The following is a 14,484-nucleotide window of genomic DNA, read 5'->3' as shown; positions in this document are numbered from 1 at the left end:
GCGCAGGGACCGACCTCATGGCCTACTTCCGCAACCTGACCGCCCAATGTGCCCAGCTGGAAAAGCTGCTACGTCGCGAGGACCGTTGGCTCATCACCATCAATGCCGACCCCGACGCCCTGGCCTCGGCCCTGGCGCTCTCGCGGATCATGCAGCACAAGGTCAAGGCCGTGGGGATCATGCACGTCAATGAGGTCCGCCGGCCGGACAATCTGTCCATGATCCGCTACCTGCGTATCCCCACGGAATTCTACGACGCCGAAAAAGCCCGCACCTACACCCGGTTCGCCCTGGTGGATTCCCAGCCGCATCACCACCCCGTCTTCGAGACCCTGCGATACTCCATCGTCATCGACCATCATCCTCTGGTCCCGGCCAGGCCTGTGAAGGCGGAATTCATCGAAATCAAAACCGAATACGGCGCCAACTCCACCATCCTCGTGGAGTACCTGCACGCCCTGCGCATCAAGCCCGGCAAGCGCCTGGCCACGGCCCTGCAATACGCCATCAAGGCCGACACCCACAGCTTTGGCCGCGCTTTTTCCGATGTGGACGTCCGCGCCTTCCGCATGCTCACCCCCCTGGCGGATCAGGGACTACTGCGCAAGGTGGCCCGCAGCGAGTTCCGGCTGGACTGGCTGCACTACTTCTCCCGGGCCATCGAGCAGATCCGCTTTGACAAAAACGGCCTGCACGTGTTCATGGGCCCGGTGGAGAATCCTGACGTGCTGGTCATTCTGGCCGATTTCTTCATGGGAGTGCACGAGATTTCCTGGACCACCGTGGCCGGGCTCTTTGATGGCCGCCTCATCTGCATCTTTCGCGGGGACGGACAGAGCCGCGGCGTGCGCGACCTGGGCAAGCTGGCCGCCGCCACCTTTGGCGATGTCGGTTCCGCCGGCGGCCACACCACCATGGCCCGCGCTGAAATCCCCCTGGCCGCCCTGAAGGACGAAGACCCCGAGCCCTTTGTCTGGAACCGGCTCTGCCGCAAGCGCGGCCGGAAGGACGCGGCCACGCCAGCCACGACAACCGGATAACCCCGCCCCCCGCCTGCCCCCCGCAAGGCCGCCATCGTGGCAGGCAGCCCGGTCGTTTCGCCCAATTAAACAAATTTGTAAATGTTCACTGTCGCCTTCGATGCGACAGTCCTCTCGCGTGCTGGTCAGGCCATAGACGCCATAATGCCGACCTCCCGAAGGAAGCCGGCATTATGGCTGGGGGCCGGCGCGAAGCCGGCCGTAGGGGTTGACTTACAGGCCTTCTTCGCCGGTGCGGACGCGGATGGCGCGGCCGAGGTCCTGGACGAAGATGATACCGTCGCCTTCTTTGCCCGTGCGGGCGGCGGAAGTGATGGCCTCGATGGCGCTGTCCACCTTGTCATCGGCCAGGCCGAGTTCCAGGCGGATTTTCTTGAGCAGGTTCACTTCGATCTGCACGCCGCGGTACATCTCGGTGAAGCCCTTCTGCCGTCCGGCGCCCAGGATGTTGGTGACGGACATGGAGTAGATGTTCTTGGAGAAGAGGGCCTGCTTGACGGAAGTCAGGCTCTCGGGCCGAATATAGGCGATGACGAGTTTCATGCTGGCGTCCTCCTGATCTGGCTGATCATGCTGATCTGGCTGCTCTGGCTGATCCGGCTGCTTGCGGGATCGCTATTCCACGGTGAAGATCTGGAAGCCGCTGTACGCTTCGCTGCCGTGTTCGGTGATGTCCAGGCCCTTGAGTTCTTCCTCGGGGCTCACGCGGATGCCGAAGATCATGTCGGCCAGCTTGAAGACCACGAAGCCGCCGCCAAAGGCCCAGATGGCGATGGAGCAGGCGCCGATGAGCTGGGTGATCAGCAGCCCCGCGCCGCCGCCGTACAGCAGGCCGTCCACATCGCCACCAAAGCCGGGAGCGGCAAAGAAGCCCACCATCACGGTGCCGAAGAAGCCACACACGCCATGGACAGACACGGCGCCCACGGGATCGTCGATCTTGAGGACCTTGTCGATGAATTCCACGGAAAGCACCACGAGGATGCCGGCGAAGAAGCCGATGACACAGGCGCCGGCGGGAGCCACGTCGTTACATCCGGCGGTAATGGCCACCAGACCGGCCAGGGCGCCGTTAAGGGTCATGGACGGGTCCGGCTTGCCATAGCGCGCCCAGGCGGTGATCAGCGCGCCGACCACGCCAAGGCAGGCGGCCAGGTTGGTGTTCATGGCGATGTAGCCCACGGTGCCGTTGGCCGCGGTGGTGGAGCCGGGGTTGAACCCGAACCAGCCGAACCAGAGGATGAACACGCCGAGCGCTGCCAGGGGAATGTTGTGGCCGGGAATGGCGCGGGCCTGGCCGTCCTTGGTGTACTTGCCGATGCGGGGGCCAAGGAGCATGGCCCCGGCCAGGGCAATCCAGCCGCCGCAGGAGTGGACCACGGAAGAGCCGGCGAAGTCCACAAAGGGCACTTCAAGCGCCTGCAGCCAGCCCATGGCTTCGTCGCCCAGCCAGAAGCTGCCCCAGGCCCAGTGGCCGGAGATGGGGTAAATGATGGCGGAGACGAACATGGTCATGAGCAGATAGGCTTTGAAGTTCGTGCGCTCGGCAATGGCCCCGGAGACGATGGTGGCCGCCGTGGCGCAGAACACGCACTGGAAGAACCAGAACGTCAGGGTCCACTGGCCGTCCAGCTCGGCGCCATTCACGCCGGCAAGAGCGAACCCGGAAAGGCCCATGAAGCCGCCGCCCACGTTGCTACCAAACATGAGGGCAAACCCGACCAGGAAGAACAGGGGCGCGCCCAGGGAGAAGTCCATGACGTTCTTCAGGATGATGTTGTTGGCGTTCTTGGCGCGGGTGAACCCGGTTTCCACCAGAGCGAAACCGGCCTGCATGAACATGACCAACATGGCCGCAATGAGGGTCCAGATGATGTCACCGTGTTTCTGCAGGAGCATGGCCGGGGCTTCTTCGGCCGGGGCATCCTGAGCCAGGGCCAGGGCCGGCACCATCGCCACGAGGGCCAACGCTCCCAGCATCCCCGCCCGGAGAACCGCGGGGCGGCACATGCGGGAAGAAATCCAAGAAATCATAATCAGCCTCCTTTAAAATGTGTGAGTCGTTCCCATCTGGAGCGAGCCTTCACGCACCATGCGTGCACATTCCGGCAGCTCGGGCAGGAGCGACTCCTTGCAACGAAAGACAACCGCACGCCACTGCGTTACGCGCTACCAGAAGCAATATTCTCGCCAATTCAAAAAAAGCTTGCATATTGGTGAGTTGTGAACTCGGATGCCCAAACTGCCCCTGAGGCTCCCCTCATTTTTTACAATTTGGACAACTTTTCTCCATCCAAGCTGACAAATATGAACATCTGTCCACGCCGGGGACATTGGTTCAGATCAACAAAAATGTCAAAACAAAAACAGCCTCCGCAATCCCCCCAGCCCCGCAGCCCGGGAAAACGTCCCGGCCATCCGGGTAAATGGTTCGCCACACTTCCCGCTTGACATCCCGCCGCGCCCTGGGATATTCGCTCCCCATGCACACCTCCCAGACCTCCATGTACTTTTGGTTTTATTTCTGGTTTACCAGGGCCCGGGGTCCGGCAGGGTGGGTGCATCCTTAACCAGAAAGACAGAGCACCAACACCACACGGGCCGCGGGCGACAAGCCGGCGGCCCGTTTTTTTTGGCCCCGGAACCCCCAGCACGCGGCCCACAGCTTCAGGAGGCTTCCCAATGCTGCTCGGAAAAAGCGTCCGTCTGGAACGAATCTTCAACCGGAACACCGGCCGAACCATCGTTGTCCCGATGGACCATGGCGTCTCCGTGGGCCCGATTTACGGTCTTGTCGATTTCAAGGGCACGGTGAACAAGGTTGCCGACGGCGGCGCCAATGCCGTGCTCATGCACAAGGGCCTGCCCCGCTGCACTCACCGCGGCTACGGGCGCGATGTGGGTCTCATCGTGCATCTTTCCGCCTCCACCTCCCTGTGCCCCTTCCCCAATGCCAAGACTCTGGTGGGCAGCGTGGAAGATGCCATCCGCCTGGGTGCGGACGCCGTCTCCGTGCATGTGAATCTGGGTGATGAAACCGAACCCAAGATGCTTGAGGATCTGGGCCGCATCTGTTCCGACGCCGCCGGCTGGGGCATGCCCGTGCTGGCCATGATGTACGCCCGGGGCAAGGGCATCAAGAATCCCTACGATGCCGACGTGGTGGCCCACTGCGCCCGCGTGGCCCAGGAGCTTGGGGCGGACATCATCAAGGTGGTTTACACGGGCGACGTCGCCTCCTTCAACAAAGTGGTCGAAGCCTGCTGCGTGCCTGTGGTCATTGCCGGCGGGGAAAAGATGGAATCCACCCGCGACCTGCTCCAGATGGTGCACGACAGCGTGCAGGCTGGTGGCGCGGGGCTTTCCGTGGGCCGGAACATCTTCCAGCATGCCGATCCCGTGCGCCTCTGCCAGGCCCTGCACGGCATCGTTCATGAGGACTGGGATGTGGACCAGGCGCTCGAGCTCGTCGGAGCCGAGAGCTAATTACCAATTTTGCACATCGCGAGGGCACGACCATGCGCATCGGCAAATCCGTCCGGCTGGAACGATTCGTCAACAGAAACACCAACCGCACCATCATTGTCCCCGTGGATCACGGCATCTCCATCGGACCCGTGGAAGGGCTCATCGACATGCGGGAAACCGTGAGCCAGATCGCCGAGGGCGGCGCCAACGCCGTGCTCATGCACAAGGGGCTGGTGCGCTGCGGCCATCGTTCCCGCGGGCAGGACATCGGGCTGATCATCCATCTCTCCGCCTCCACCGATCTTTCCCCCTCCCCCAATTCCAAAACGCTGGTGACGAGCGTGGAAGAAGCCCTCAAGCACGGTGCGGACGCCGTCTCCGTGCACATCAACCTGGGCGATGAGCTGGAACGCCACATGCTCAAGGAAGCCGGCGAGGCTGCGGAAAAGGCTGCGGACTGGGGCGTGCCCTTCCTGGCCATGGTCTACGGCCGCGGCCCCAAGATCAAGAATTCCTTTGATCCCCAGGTGGTGGCCCACTGTGCCCGTGTGGGCATGGAGCTGGGCGCGGACATCGTCAAGGTGCCCTACACCGGGGACCCGGAATCCTTTGCCAAGGTGGTGGACGGCTGCTGCATCCCGGTGGTCATCGCCGGCGGGCCCAAGCTGGATTCCGAACGCGCCTTTGTGCAGATGGTCTACGACAGCGTCCAGGCCGGCGGCGCGGGGCTTTCCGTGGGCCGGAACATCTTCCAGCACCGCAGCATCCGCGAGCTGGTGGCCGCCCTGCACGCCGTGGTCCATGAAGGCGCCACCGTGGACGAAGCCCTGGCCATGATCCCCAGACCGCAATAAGGAATTCTAGATGAAAACCGTGTACTTCAAGGCCATTCCCTACGAGAAGTCCCTGGTCACCCTGGCGCTGGAAAGCGGCGTGGACGGCGTCATCGTGGAGCCGGAGCACGTGGCGGATGTCCAGTCCCTGAGCCGCGTGGAAGCCCTCACCCCGGCGGACTTCACGGCCATTTGCCTTGCGGCCAAAGAAGACGAGGAACAGGCCGTGACCTGCCTCATGGCCGGAGACAAAGTCATCCTGACCCGCGGCTGGGAGATCATCCCCGTGGAAAACATCCTGGCCCAGACCACCGGCCTGGGCGTGGAAGTGGACACCCTGGACCAGGCCCGGCTGGCGGCCGGCATCCTGGAGCGGGGCGTGGACTTTCTGGTGGTCAACCCCCAGGCCGCGCCGGAGCTCAAGACCATCGTGCAGGAAATCAAACTCTCCCAGGGCCGCATCGAGCTGGCCACGGCCACGGTCACCGGCATCAGCGCCGTGGGCCTGGGGCACCGTGTCTGCGTGGATACCATGAGCGTCTTCAAGTCCGGCCAGGGCATGCTGGTGGGCAACTCCTCGGCCTTCACCTTCCTGGTGAACGCCGAAACCGAGTCCAACCCCTACGTGGCCGCCCGCCCCTTCCGCATCAATGCCGGAGCCGTGCACGCCTACGCCCTCATGCCCGGTGACAAGACCAGCTACCTGGAGGAAGTAACCTCCGGTCGCGAGGTGCTCATCGTGGCCCATGACGGCAGCACCACCGTGGCCACCGTGGGCCGGGCCAAGGTGGAAGTGCGGCCCATGCTGCGCATTGACGCCGAAATCAAGGCCACGGGGCAGAAGGGATCCATCTTCCTGCAGAACGCCGAAACCATCCGCCTGGTGCACCCCGGCGGCCAGCCGGTGAGTGTGGTGACGGTAAAGGTGGGCGATGAGGTGCTGGTGAACGCCGACGCGCCGGGCCGCCATTTCGGCATGCGCATCCAGGAACAGATCAAGGAGCACTAGGATGCCAGCCGAGGACAACACCAATCACAACGCGCCAGCCTCGGCTCCCGAGGCGCGCATGCGCGAACTGCGCGAGCAGATCGACGGCATCGACAAGGATCTGCTGACGCTGCTGAACAAACGCGCCGCCTGCAGCCGCGAGGTGGGCGTGGTCAAGGCCGGGGCCCAGGATCTGATCTTCAAGCCCTTCCGCGAAAAGGACGTCCTGGACAAGCTCATCCAGGCCAACGAAACCATCGCCGGCACCCTGCCGGAATCGCACCTCAAGGCCATTTACCGGGAGATTTTCTCCTCCTCCCGCAGCCTGCAACGGCCGCAGCAGGTGGCCTATCTGGGCCCTGAAGGCACCTTCTCCTACTTTGCCGGCCAGCAGTTCCTGGGCCACAGCGTGGACTTCACCCCCATGCACGATCTGCAGGCCGTGTTCCACGCCGTGCACAATCGGGAATGCGAGCTGGGCATCGTACCCCTGGAAAACTCCCTGCAGGGCACCGTGGGCCAGAGCCTGGATCTCTTCCTGCGCTATGAGGTGTTCATCCAGGCCGAGCTCTCCAGCCGCATCTCCCACTGCCTGCTGGGCACGGTGGAGGATCTGGCCCAGGTGGACGCCGTGTATTCCCACCCCCAGCCCCTGGCCCAATGCGGGGACTGGCTGCGGGCCCGCCTGCCCAAGGCCAGCGTCATCCCCACGGAATCCACCGCCGCCGCCGCGCGGCTGGTGGCCGAGCTTGGCAGCAAGGGCAAAAAGGCCGCGGCCATCGGCCATGCCGCCCTGGCCGAACGCCACGGGCTGCACATCCTGGCCCGGTCCATCGAGGACATGCCGGACAACTGGACGCGCTTTGTCGTCATCGGCGCTTCCCCGGTCAAGCAGGAAACGCGGGACAAGACCTCCATGCTCTTCACCCTGCCGGACAAGGCCGGCTCCCTGGTGCGGGTGCTGATGGTCCTCTCCGGCCTGGGCATCAACATGAAAAAGCTGGAGTCCCGCCCCCTGCGCGGGGAGCGCTGGCAGTACGTGTTCTTTGTGGATGTGGAGGCCGACCTGCAGGAGATCAGCTACCGCGGGGCCCTGGAAGCCATGCGCGAGCACTGCCACACCCTGCGTATCCTGGGCAGCTACCCCCAGGGTCCCTACCTGGAATCCATGTAAAGGAGGCCGGCATGACTGCATCCATCGCACCCACCGTCACGGTCACGGCGCCGGCGTCCAAGTCCGTCTCCCACCGGGCCTGCCTGTGCGCGGCCCTGGCCGGGGGCGTCTCCACCATCCGCAATGTCCTGGAAAGCGAGGATCTGGCCCGCACCGCAGCCGTCCTCAGCGCCATGGGCGCGCGCATCACCCGCCAGGGTCCCGGCGCCTATGCCGTCACTGGCCTGGACGGCCATCCCCTGGGCGCAGCCCTTGAGACTGCCGCAGATCCAACCGAACTGACGAATGACGATGCAGCGGATCTGCCTGCCGCTGCCCCGGCAGATCTCGATGTCGGCGAATCCGGCACCACCTGCCGGCTGGTCACGGCCATTGCCGCCGCCGGGCAGGGGCGTTTCCGCCTGCACGGCCGCGGCCGCATGCACGACCGGCCCATCGCCCCCCTGGCCCGGGCCCTGGAAGCCCAGGGAGCCGTCTTCCGCTGGGAAGGCACCGTGGGCAACCCGCCCTGCATCATCGAGGCGCATGGGCTGGCCGGCGGAGACGTGGAAATCGACCTGGAGGAAAGCTCCCAGTACCTCTCCGGCCTGCTCCTGGCCGCGCCCATGGCCCGGGAGGCGACCACCCTGACCATCGGCGGCCGAAAAACCGTCTCCTGGCCCTATGTCTCCCTGACCTTGCAGGCCATGCAGGACTTCGGCGTGGACGTCACCGTCCAGGAGCTGACGGACGACGGCTGGAAGCTCGTGGACTGGCAGACGCTGCGGGAAGTCGCGCCCGGAAGGTTCCGCTTCCTCGTCAATCCGGGAGCCTACAGATCCCGCGATTACGTGGTGGAGGGCGACTGGTCCAACGCGTCTTACTTCCTGGCCGCCGGCATCCTCGGGCCTGGGGCGGTGACCGTGGCCGGACTGCGGCAGGATTCCCTGCAGGGCGACCGGGCCATCCTGGCCTGCCTGGAGGCCCTGGGCGCCACCCCGCGCTGGGAGGGCGGCACGGTGACCATGTCCCCCACCCCGCTACACGGCGCGGAGCTGGATATGGGCCACTGCCCGGATATCGTGCCCACCGTGGCCGTGGCGGCGGCCTTTGCCGATTCGCCTACGATCATTCGCAATGTCGCCCACTTGCGCATCAAGGAATGCGACCGCCTGGACGCCGTGGCCACGGAGTTGCGGCGCATCGGGACGATGGTGGAAGTGCTGGCCGACGGCCTGCGCATCGTCCCGCAGCCCGTCCCCGCCGCCGTGCTGGCCAATGGGGTGGACTGCCGGGCCTACAATGACCATCGCCTGGCCATGTGCCTCTCGCTCTTTGAGCGCAAGGGCATTGCCGTGCGGCTGGATGAACCCCATGTGGTGTCCAAGAGCTTCCCCGGCTTCTGGGACGCATGGAACGTGCTGCGCGGCCAGCATGGAGCGCGCTCGTGAACCTTCCGTTTCGAGAACTGGCCGTCTTTGGCGGCCACGGGCAGATGGGCGGGCTCTTTGTCCAGCGGGCCGAATCCCAGGGGCTGGTCGTGCAGGTGTACGACCAGCCCCTGGACGAGGCTGCCCTGGCCCAGGCCCTGCCCCGGGCGGATCTGGTGCTGCTGGCCGTGCCGGTCACGGCCTTCGCGGCCTTGCTGGAAATCATCGTCCCGCATCTGGCCCCGGAGGCTTGCCTGGCCGACGTCTGTTCGGTCAAGCTCGGCCCCATGCAGGCCATGTGCAAGGCCAGGACCGACGCCGCAGCGCAGCGAACCTCGGCGACGGCGCAAACATCCGCAGGCTGGCACGGTCCGGTCACCGGCACGCACCCCCTCTTCGGCCCCGTGCCGCCGGAAGACGCGCGGGTGGCCATCGTCCAGGGACCGGACTCCCAGGACGCCGAAGCCGCCGCCAGGGTCTCGGCCCTCTTCGAGGCCATGGGCTTTGCCTGCTTCCCCACCACGGCCGAGGAACACGACCGGGCCATGGCCGCCATCCAGAATCTTAATTTCGTCACCACCGTGGCGTATCTTGCAGCCTTGTCGGGAGACGCGTCCCTCAAACCCTTCCTGACACCGTCCTTTACCAGACGGCTGGACGCCTCCCGCAAGATGCTGACCCAGGACGCCGCGCTTTTTTCCACATTGTTCGACGCCAATCCATATTCCATGGATCTGGTGCGGCAATACCGCAGCTTCCTCCACGTGGCTGCAGGCGGGGATCTGGACCTGCTGGTCCAGCACGCCCAGCGCTGGTGGGAGGAACCATCGCCAAGGAGCGAGTCATGAGCACAGACTACGGCTGAAGGACTGACCGGGTTTTCCACACCTGGCGGATCTGGCGAGCCTGGCGAGTCTGGCGACTCCGGCGAGCCTGGAAGCGCTGGCAATCCTGGATGGGCTGGCGATTCGCTCCGGAAAATCCGAGTTGGCAGGGCAGTGCAGCACAGTAACCCAACCCAACGGAGTACGACGATGGAACCTGTGATATTGAGACAAACCGGGTCCTGGACGGCCGCGGATATTCATACTCCCATCAGCCTGTTTCTGGGTCTGGTGGGCTCCAAGCAAGGCCTGCTGCTGGAAAGCGCCGAAGTGGACGGCCGCCTGGGCCGTTATTCGGTCATCGCCTGGAACTACCGCCTCCGGCTCTCCTGCAAAAACGGTCAGCTGGAAGTGGCCTGCCGGGACAACCGCCTGGAAGGCCTGAAAGAATTCGAAGGGATGCCCTACCTTGAGGGCCTGCGCAAGGTCATGCAGCACATCCGCATCGAACCGGACCAGGAATTTGCCGACCTGCCGCCCATCTGCCGCGGCCTGTATGGCTACTTCGGCTATGCCACGGCCCGGCTCTTCGAGCCCAAGCTGGAAGCGCTCATCCCCGTGGAAGCCGCGGAATCCACCCTGGTCCTGCCGGGGCATGTGGCCCTCTTTGACCACCTCTTCGGCAAGCTGTGCATCCTGAGCGTGGTGGAAGGCGTGAAGGTGGAGCTGGACACCCAGAGCATCAACCGCCGCCAGGACATTCCCGTCCACGGCCCGATCATGAACATGCCCGAGGAAGTGGCCTACAAAAAAGGCGTGCTGCGGGCCAAGGAGCTGATCACCCAGGGCGAGGCCATTCAGATCGTCCTTTCCACGCGGTTTCAGGCCTCCTTCACCGGCGAGCCCTTTGTGCTCTACCGGCGGCTGCGGCAGATCAACCCGTCGCCGTACATGTTCTTCCTGCGGCTGCCCAAGGTGGCGGTGTTCGGGTCTTCGCCGGAAATGCTGGTCCGTTGCGACAACGGCCGCCTGAGCACCTGCCCCATCGCCGGCACGCGCCCCCGTGGCGCCACCCCGGCCGAGGATCAGCGCCTGGCCGAAGAACTCCTGGCCGATCCCAAGGAGCGCGCCGAGCACGTCATGCTGGTGGACCTGGGCCGCAACGACCTGGGCCGTATCGCCACCCCCGGCAGCGTGCAGGTGGACCGCAGCATGGAGGTGGAACGCTTCTCCCACGTCATGCACATGACGTCATACGTCTCGGCCCAGCTGGCCGAGGGCAAGGACAGCCTGGATGTGCTGGCCAGCTGCTTCCCGGCCGGCACGGTTTCCGGCGCGCCCAAGGTCCGGGCCATGGAGATCATCGCCGAGCTGGAGGGCGTGGCCCGCGGGCCGTATGCCGGGGCCATCGGCTGGTTCGGGCTGGACAAGGACCGCGTGGACATGGACACCGGCATCCTCATCCGCTCCTTCTGGGTGCGCGACGGCCTCGTCCAATGGCAGACCGGCGCCGGGCTGGTCTTTGACTCCGACCCGGACAAGGAATGGCAGGAGTGCCACAACAAGGCCCGCGCCCAGCAAGCCGCCCTCGCCGGCGAAGGAGTGCAGCATGTTCTTGCTCATCGATAATTTCGATTCGTTTACCTACAATCTCGTCCAGGCCTTCCAGAAGATCGGCCTGAACCCGACTGTGGTGCGCAACGACCGGCCCGAACTGCTGGACCTGGCCACGTCCCCGGAATTGGAAATGGTCTGCATCTCCCCCGGTCCCAGCCATCCCGTGAACGCCGGGCTGTGCCTCAACTTCCTGGAGCGCCTGCCCAAAACCACGCCCGTGCTCGGCGTGTGCCTGGGGCACCAGATCCTCGGGCACTTTGCCGGGGCCACGGTCAACGTGGGTCCGCGCATCATGCATGGCAAGACGTCCCCGATCCGGCACAACAATGAAGGTCTCTTCGCCGGCCTGCCCAACCCGTTCGAGGTGGGCCGCTACCACTCCCTGCTCGTCCGGGCCGAGGAAGCCCCGGATCTGCTGGAAGTGACCGCCGTGGTGGACGAGCCCGGCGGCGAGCAGGAAGTCATGGGCCTGCGCTACAAGGACCGGCCCTGGGCCGGGGTGCAGTTCCATCCCGAATCCGTGCTCACCCCGGACGGCCCGACCCTGCTGGCCAACTTCCCTAACAAGATCCTGATGGAGAACACGTAGATGTCCATCACCATTGCAGAAATACTGGAAGCCCTGGCCGGGAGGCAGCCCCTCTCCCGGCCGGAAGCCGACACGGCCTTCCGCATGCTCATGGCTGGCGACCTGACCCCCTCCCAGGCCGGCGCCCTGCTCATGGGCCTGCGGGCCAAGGGCGAGACCGCCGATGAGCTGGCCGCCGCCGTGGACGCCGCCCTGGGGCAGGCCCGGCTGGTGCAGCCCAGGGCCAGCTACCCCGTGCTGCTGGACACCTGCGGCACCGGCGGGGACCATAGCCACTCCTTCAACTGCTCCACGGCCGTGGCCATCTGCGTGGCTGCCCTGGGCTACCCCGTGGCCAAGCACGGCAACCGGTCCATGACCGGCAACTGCGGTTCGGCCGACGTCCTGGAAGGCCTGGGCATGGAGCTGACTGCCGACGCCGACGCTGCCGCCGCCCTGCTGGCCGAGCGGGGCTTTGTCTTCCTCTTTGCCCCGCACTTCCACCCGGCCTTCCGGCATGTCATGCCCATCCGCAAGGAGCTGGGCGTGCGCACGCTGTTCAACGTCCTGGGCCCGCTGCTCAACCCGGCCCGGCCCACGCACCAGCTACTTGGCGTGGCCCGGCCCGAACTCATGGAGCTGGTGGCCGAAACCCTGGCCCTGGCCGGGGTGCGCCGCGCCGCTGTGGTCTGCGGCAGTGGCGGGGCGGAAGGCAAACGCTGGGACGAGCTGACCACCTTTGGCCCCTCCCTGATCACCTGGGTGGCCGAAGGCGAGCTGGCCCACACCGAGCTGGACCCGCAGGACTTCGACTTCCCGACACACAGCCCGGCGGACGTGGGCATCAGGGACCGCGAAGACGGCGTGGCCAGGATGCGCGAAGTGCTGGCCGGCAAGGGCCCCCAGGCCATGCGGGACATGCTCGCCCTGAACCTGGGCGTGACCCTGCACCTGGCCGAGGAAGACACCACCCTGGGTGACTGCGTGGACAAGGCCCGGGGCGTGGTGGCCTCGGGTGTGGCCGCCCAATACCTGCGCGAGCGTTTCGGATGCTAGCGCGTTTCCGCACCGCACAGGAACCGGGCATTGCCCGGCTCAAGGCCCTGGCTGCCACCGGCTCATTGCCGGCAGCGTTTCCCGGCCCGCGGCCGCCCATGGGCCTGTCCCTGGCGGCAATGCTGGCCGCGCCGCCCCTGGCCGTCATCGCCGAATACAAACGGGCCTCGCCATCCAGGGGGCCCATCAACCTGACCATGCCCCCGGAGGACGTGGCGGAGAAGTACGCCCGCGCCGGCGCCTCGGCCATCTCCGTGCTCACGGAGGAGGCGCACTTCCAGGGCTCGCTGGCCTTTCTGGCCCGCATGACCGGCCCCGGCCTGCCGCTGCTGCGCAAGGATTTCCTGCTGGATCCCCTGCAGCTGGTGGAAACCGCGGCCACGCCGGCCGCGGCCGCGCTGGTTATCGTCCGCATGTTCGAGACGGACGACGCCCTGGCCGAGATGCTCCGCACGGCCGAGGCCCTGGGGCTGGAAGCGGTGGTGGAGGTCTTTGACGAAACCGACCTCGCCCGTGCCCGCTCGGCCATGGCCACCCTGCGGCAGGCTGCCACCCCGCGCATCATCCAGGTCAACAACCGCGATCTGGACACCCTGCGCATGGACATGCAGACCTCCGCACGGCTGATTGCCCTCAAACCCAAAAGCCCTGCCGGCGAGCTGTGGATCAGCGCATCCGGCATGGCCAAGCCCTCGGACCTTGCCCAGATGCGATCTCTTGGGTACGACGGCGTCCTGGTAGGCTCGTCCCTCATGGCCGCGCCGGATCCGGAAACCGCCCTGCTCCACCTGCTCTCGGAGGTCCGACCCTAATGTACGACAATTCCTCCTGCGCCTGCGCCTGTGGCAACGTCCTGGTCAAGGTTTGCGGCATCACCCGGCAAGAAGACGCCGACGCGGCTGCGGCCGTGAACGCCTCGCTCCTGGGATTCATTTTTCATCCCAAGAGCCCCAGAGCGGTCACGCCGGCCCAGGCCAAGGCCATCTGCACCGACGAGCGCATGCGCGTGGGGGTGTTTGTCAATCAGACTGCCGGAGAGATCCTGGACATCATGGACCAGGCCGGGCTGCATCTGGCCCAGCTGCACGGCGATCAGGACGAAGCCTGCTGTCTGGCCCTGGGCCGGCAGCGCGTGATGCGCGCCTTCTGGCCCCAGCGGCACGAAACTGTCGCCAGCTTCGAGGCGGAGTTGGCCCGCTTTGCTCCCTACTGTCGCTTCCTGCTCCTGGACGCCGGCGCCTCCGGCGGCGGACACGGCAAAACCCTGGACTGGGCCGCCCTGGGCAGGATCAAAATGCCCCGCAGCTGGTTCCTGGCCGGGGGGCTTTCGCCCGAAAACGTCCGCCAGGCAGTCGACCTCTGCAACCCCGATGGCGTGGACCTCAATTCCGGGGTGGAATCCGCTCCCGGCATCAAGGATCCCGCCAAGCTGGCCGCGGCGCGCGAGGCGCTCTGCCGGCCGGCCGATCCCCCAACACCATGAAGCATTCCATATAAAGGCAATGTC

The 14,484-nt window shown here is 65.6% G+C and carries 14 protein-coding genes; 12 read left to right on the top strand and 2 right to left on the bottom strand.

Annotated elements, in window-relative coordinates:
• Positions 1 to 17: 17 nt before the first annotated feature.
• Entirely contained in the window at positions 18 to 1,040 is a 1,023-nt protein-coding gene (locus tag ACYQ00_RS15500) for a DHH family phosphoesterase (protein ID WP_460033006.1), read from the top strand.
• 213 nt (positions 1,041 to 1,253) lie between these two features.
• Here ACYQ00_RS15500 and ACYQ00_RS15495 read toward each other — a convergent pair whose 3' ends face one another.
• The gene (locus tag ACYQ00_RS15495; protein ID WP_460033005.1) at positions 1,254 to 1,583 is read right to left on the bottom strand and encodes a P-II family nitrogen regulator; all 330 of its coding nucleotides are present in this window, start codon (positions 1,581 to 1,583) and stop codon (positions 1,254 to 1,256) included.
• Positions 1,584 to 1,655: 72 nt separating this feature from the next.
• Entirely contained in the window at positions 1,656 to 3,074 is a 1,419-nt protein-coding gene (locus ACYQ00_RS15490) for an ammonium transporter (RefSeq protein WP_460033004.1), read from the bottom strand.
• A 648-nt stretch (positions 3,075 to 3,722) separates the two neighbouring features.
• On the opposite strand from ACYQ00_RS15490, the gene ACYQ00_RS15485 reads away from it, so the two are divergent.
• From ACYQ00_RS15485 to ACYQ00_RS15435, 11 genes are all read left to right on the top strand, one after another.
• Entirely contained in the window at positions 3,723 to 4,526 is an 804-nt protein-coding gene (locus ACYQ00_RS15485) for a 2-amino-3,7-dideoxy-D-threo-hept-6-ulosonate synthase (RefSeq protein WP_460033003.1), read from the top strand.
• 32 nt (positions 4,527 to 4,558) lie between these two features.
• Positions 4,559 to 5,362: a 2-amino-3,7-dideoxy-D-threo-hept-6-ulosonate synthase gene (locus ACYQ00_RS15480; protein ID WP_460033002.1), complete on the top strand. Its 804-nt coding sequence runs from the start codon at positions 4,559 to 4,561 to the stop codon at positions 5,360 to 5,362.
• A gap of 10 nt (positions 5,363 to 5,372) precedes the next feature.
• Positions 5,373 to 6,350, top strand: coding sequence for a 3-dehydroquinate synthase II family protein (locus ACYQ00_RS15475; RefSeq protein WP_460033001.1), 978 nt, complete (start codon positions 5,373 to 5,375; stop codon positions 6,348 to 6,350).
• 1 nt (position 6,351) lies between these two features.
• Positions 6,352 to 7,503, top strand: a complete 1,152-nt coding sequence (gene pheA / locus ACYQ00_RS15470; RefSeq protein WP_460033000.1) for a prephenate dehydratase — start codon at positions 6,352 to 6,354, stop codon at positions 7,501 to 7,503.
• Between the two features lie 11 nt (positions 7,504 to 7,514).
• A complete protein-coding gene (gene aroA, locus ACYQ00_RS15465; RefSeq protein ID WP_460032999.1) occupies positions 7,515 to 8,933 on the top strand; it encodes a 3-phosphoshikimate 1-carboxyvinyltransferase in 1,419 nt (472 codons plus the stop codon).
• Positions 8,930 to 9,760: a prephenate dehydrogenase/arogenate dehydrogenase family protein gene (locus ACYQ00_RS15460; RefSeq protein ID WP_460032998.1), complete on the top strand. Its 831-nt coding sequence runs from the start codon at positions 8,930 to 8,932 to the stop codon at positions 9,758 to 9,760. Before aroA ends, ACYQ00_RS15460 begins: the two co-directional genes overlap by 4 nt.
• 186 nt (positions 9,761 to 9,946) lie before the next feature.
• Complete coding sequence (locus ACYQ00_RS15455) at positions 9,947 to 11,365, top strand: anthranilate synthase component I family protein (RefSeq protein WP_460032997.1); 1,419 nt, start codon at positions 9,947 to 9,949, stop codon at positions 11,363 to 11,365.
• Positions 11,346 to 11,942 carry an anthranilate synthase component II gene (locus ACYQ00_RS15450; RefSeq protein ID WP_460032996.1) on the top strand — a complete coding sequence of 199 codons (597 nt, stop codon included), beginning with the start codon at positions 11,346 to 11,348 and terminating at the stop codon, positions 11,940 to 11,942. The genes ACYQ00_RS15455 and ACYQ00_RS15450 overlap by 20 nt, the downstream gene beginning before the upstream one ends.
• Positions 11,943 to 12,977 (top strand): anthranilate phosphoribosyltransferase, encoded by a 1,035-nt coding sequence (gene trpD / locus ACYQ00_RS15445; protein WP_460032995.1) that lies wholly within the window; start codon positions 11,943 to 11,945, stop codon positions 12,975 to 12,977.
• The gene (locus ACYQ00_RS15440; RefSeq protein ID WP_460032994.1) at positions 12,971 to 13,789 is read left to right on the top strand and encodes an indole-3-glycerol-phosphate synthase; all 819 of its coding nucleotides are present in this window, start codon (positions 12,971 to 12,973) and stop codon (positions 13,787 to 13,789) included. The genes trpD and ACYQ00_RS15440 overlap by 7 nt, the downstream gene beginning before the upstream one ends.
• Positions 13,789 to 14,460 (top strand): phosphoribosylanthranilate isomerase, encoded by a 672-nt coding sequence (locus ACYQ00_RS15435; RefSeq protein WP_460032993.1) that lies wholly within the window; start codon positions 13,789 to 13,791, stop codon positions 14,458 to 14,460. The genes ACYQ00_RS15440 and ACYQ00_RS15435 overlap by 1 nt, the downstream gene beginning before the upstream one ends.
• The last annotated feature ends 24 nt before the right edge of the window (positions 14,461 to 14,484 follow it).

The sequence above is a fragment of the Megalodesulfovibrio paquesii genome (assembly GCF_054653055.1).
This window is presented reverse-complemented; position numbering and strand designations above follow the sequence as displayed.